Origin of the sequence: Prosthecobacter sp. (genome assembly GCF_044378005.1) — a bacterium.
In the GTDB taxonomy this organism is placed as follows: domain Bacteria; phylum Verrucomicrobiota; class Verrucomicrobiia; order Verrucomicrobiales; family Verrucomicrobiaceae; genus Prosthecobacter.
The window spans coordinates 1-3,516 of the sequence record NZ_JBILYB010000288.1; the positions used below are offsets into that span (position 1 = coordinate 1).

2 protein-coding genes and 1 pseudogene are annotated in these 3,516 nt (G+C 61.6%); all 3 read left to right on the plus strand.

Annotation, left to right across the window (positions count from 1 at the left end; genetic code table 11):
- A pseudogene (locus AC6FTP_RS26195) lies at positions 1-940 on the plus strand (hypothetical protein); the annotation flags it as partial.
- Between the two features lie 50 nt (positions 941-990).
- On the plus strand, positions 991-2,895 hold the full coding sequence (locus AC6FTP_RS26200) for a DUF1549 and DUF1553 domain-containing protein (RefSeq protein ID WP_497209847.1): 1,905 nt from the start codon (positions 991-993) through the stop codon (positions 2,893-2,895).
- A gap of 217 nt (positions 2,896-3,112) precedes the next feature.
- The coding region (locus tag AC6FTP_RS26205; RefSeq protein WP_497209848.1) for an Hsp70 family protein at positions 3,113-3,516 on the plus strand (404 nt) is incomplete at its 3' end.

Sequence of the window (3,516 nt, forward strand, 5' to 3'; positions counted from 1 at the left end):
CTTCGGGGCAGCCGTGCCGGGTATTTTAAAGAAGCCGCTCGACTGGGTGGAACTTTTTGAAAATAAAGCCAGCGCTCTCGTCGCCAGCGCAGCTTTCGTTCCTCTAGTGGCTCTGGCCATGAGTGAGCATCAGCGTATCCAACCCGAGCAAGCCGCGAATGCTCTCGCAGGCTCGGGACTCGCCATGACTCCGCTCGCCGCGATGCTTGATGCCTCCCTCCAATCGCCCTGGATCACGGTGCCGCTCAGCCTCGCGCTCTTCGCTGTAGTGTGGCTCACCTCTCATGCCATTCATGTCCTGATCGCGCTTTCACCTTTCGGCATCGTCGATACTGGCCTGAAGCTCGCCAAGCTCGGCGTCCTCGCCCTGCTCACGGCCTGCGCGGCAATGATCCACACCGTCAGCCCGATTCCAGCACTCGTCCTGTGTGGCATCATCGCCATCATCAGCGCCCTGCTTGCCCGCTGGTCCTTCCGCCTGCTCGTCTTCGGCAGCGTCATGGTGAGCGATTTGTTGTTTGGAAAGAAGTCCACCACGGATGAAATTCGCGCCGCAGGGACAGGGGCCTTCCTCGCGCGCTCACATCAGGGCATTCCCTCGCGCAGCTATGGTCGCATCGAGACCGATGCGAGTGGCAACGCCGTCTTCGTCCGCCGCCCGTGGCTTGTGCTTCCGGCAAGGCGTGTACTGCTCCCTGCCGACGGACTCGTTTTGTGCAAAGGCCTGCTCCATCCCAGCCTCGGGCACCGCAGCGCGCCCAATGCGAAGCCGGTCCGCCTTTGCTACCTCCTGCCGCGCTATCGTGGCGTGGAGGACAGCCTCGCCGCACGCCTGCACTGCACGGAGACGCTGGATAGCGCGCTCGTTCGTGGCTTCAAAGCCATGCGCCAGTGGTTCACGGATGTCACCGCTTTCGCCGCCGAGACGTCGCAGCGCTGAGGACTGAACTCAAAAGAAGTCGGCGCCGAGCGTCGTATGTGACAGCTCTCATGGCAGCTAGCTCACGGCTTCTCATCATCGCATTCTCACTGGCCTCGCTGGTGATCGTGCCGTGTCATGCCTCGGAGGAAAGCGTGCCCGCAGGTCCGCACTGGGCCTTCATGGCTCCAAAAAAAGCGCCCGGCGCGCAGTCGATCGATCAACTGCTCGCCGAGGCGCATCGCGAGCATGGGCTCGTCCCGCAAGCGCCCATCGAGCCCACGCTTTGGCTGCGCCGTGTGCATCTCGATCTCACCGGCCTGCCGCCGACTTTGGAAGAGCAGACTGTCTTCGCCGCGCAGGACTCGCCCGCCATGCGTCAGCGCATCGTCGATCAACTGCTCGCCTCACCGCATCATGGTGAGCGCTGGGGCCGCCACTTCATGGACATCTGGCGCTACAGCGACTGGTATGGTCTCGGCGCGCAGCTTCGCTACAGCCAGAAGCACATCTGGCACTGGCGCGACTGGATCATCGAATCCCTGAACACCGACAAGGGCTACGACCTCATGGTGCAGCAGATGCTCGCGGGCGATGAACTCGCGCCGGAGAATCCCGATGTGCTCCGCGCCACCGGCTTCCTCGCGCGGAACTACTACCTCTTTAACCGCACCACCTGGCTCGACGACGTCATCGAGCACACGAGCAAATCTTTCCTCGGCCTCACGATGAATTGCGTGAAGTGCCACGCCCATAAATACGACCCCATCACGCACGACGAATACTACGCCCTGCGCGCCATTTTTGAGCCCTACCACGTCCGGCTCGATGCCCAGCCCGGCCAGCCCGATCTCGAAAAAGACGGCCTGCCTCGCGCCTACGATCTCCACCTCACCAAGCCCACGCACCTCCACATCAAAGGCGAGGAAAAGACTCCCGACACCTCCCGCGTCATCGCCCCCGGCATCCCCGCCGTGCTTGCCTTCAAGCCGCTGGAAATCGTTCCGGTCAAACTCAGCCCCACCGCCGCCCAATCCGCTCGCGCGAAGGCCAAAATCCCCGTGGGCGATGCCAAGAAAAAAGAGACTCGCGAAGTCACTTCGCTCAAAGCTCTCGAAGGTCCCGACGAGACGGACAAGACCCGCTACCTGCCTTTCCCCGAGACAAGCACAGGCCGCCGCACGGCTCTCGCTCGCTGGATCACGGATAAACAAAACCCGCTTACCGCCCGAGTCGTCGTCAATCATCTTTGGTTAAGGCACTTTGGCCAGCCGCTCGTCGCCAATGTCTTCGATTTCGGCAGGCAGGCCAAGCGCCCGCCACTGCAGGACGTGCTCGACTTCCTCGCCATCGAACTGATGGAGAATGGCTGGAGCCTCAAGCACATCCACCGCCTCATCGTTCACAGCAACGCGTATGCCATGACCAGCAGCAACGCCAACGCCGCCAGCGTGAACCGCGAGCGCGATCCCGAGAACCACTACCTCTGGCGCATGAATCCCGTCCGGCTCGATGCCCAGATCCTGCGCGATAGCCTCCTGCACCTCTCCGCCCGACTCGATTCCCGCCTTGGCGGCCCGACCCTCGACGCCAAATCCGGCGACAAGCTCCTGCGCCGCAGCCTCTACTTCAATCAAACCCGCGACGAGTCGAACCTCTTCCTCGAGATGTTCGACAACGCCAACGTCCTCGATTGCTACCGCCGCGCCGAGAGCATCGTCCCGCAGCAGGCGCTCGCGCTCATGAACGCTCAAACCTCGCTCAGTTCCGCCGAGGTCATTGCCCGCCGCCTCGATCAGCCCACGGATGAAGCCTTCATTCGCACTGCTTTCCAGTCACTGCTCGCCACGGCCCCAGGCGCCGAAGAATTGAAGACCTGTCTCGAAGCACTGAAGGAACTCGGCCCGCCTGCAAAAGCCCGGCCTGCTTTCATCCACACGCTGCTGAATCACCACGACTTCATCACGGTGAGGTAAAGTGCCAGGTGCTTGGCTCAAAATGCCAAGTGTCACGGGCAAAAGTGCCACAATTGGCACTCTTTAGCGGGTTTTGCTCGTTCTGGCGGCAGGTGGAATCTTTGTAATGCACTGATAACCAACGCGATAAAAATCCTCAGCCCACGCTGGCACGGCGCGTGCCAAAGAGAGAACACCAAAATCATCCAGTTTCACCTTTTCCCCAACCCCACACATCATGAGCAAAATCCTCGGCATTGACCTCGGCACCACGAACTCCTGCATGGCCGTCCTTGAAGGCGGCAAGGCCACGGTGCTTGAAAACTCTGAAGGCGCGCGCACCACGCCTTCCATCGTCGCTTTTACGAAGAGCGGCGAGCGCGTCGTCGGTCAGGCCGCGAAGCGCCAGGCGGTGACGAATCCCCGCAACACCGTCTTCTCCGTGAAGCGCCTCATGGGCCGCAAGTTCACCGAACTCACCGATGCTGACAAACGCATGCCCTACAAGATCGTCGCCGCAGCGAATGGCGACGCTCATGTGCAGGTCGAAGTCGGCGGCGAAACAAAGACTTACAGCCCGCAGGAAGTCAGCGCGATGATCCTCGCGAAGCTGAAGGCCGACGCTGAAGCCAAGCTCGGCGA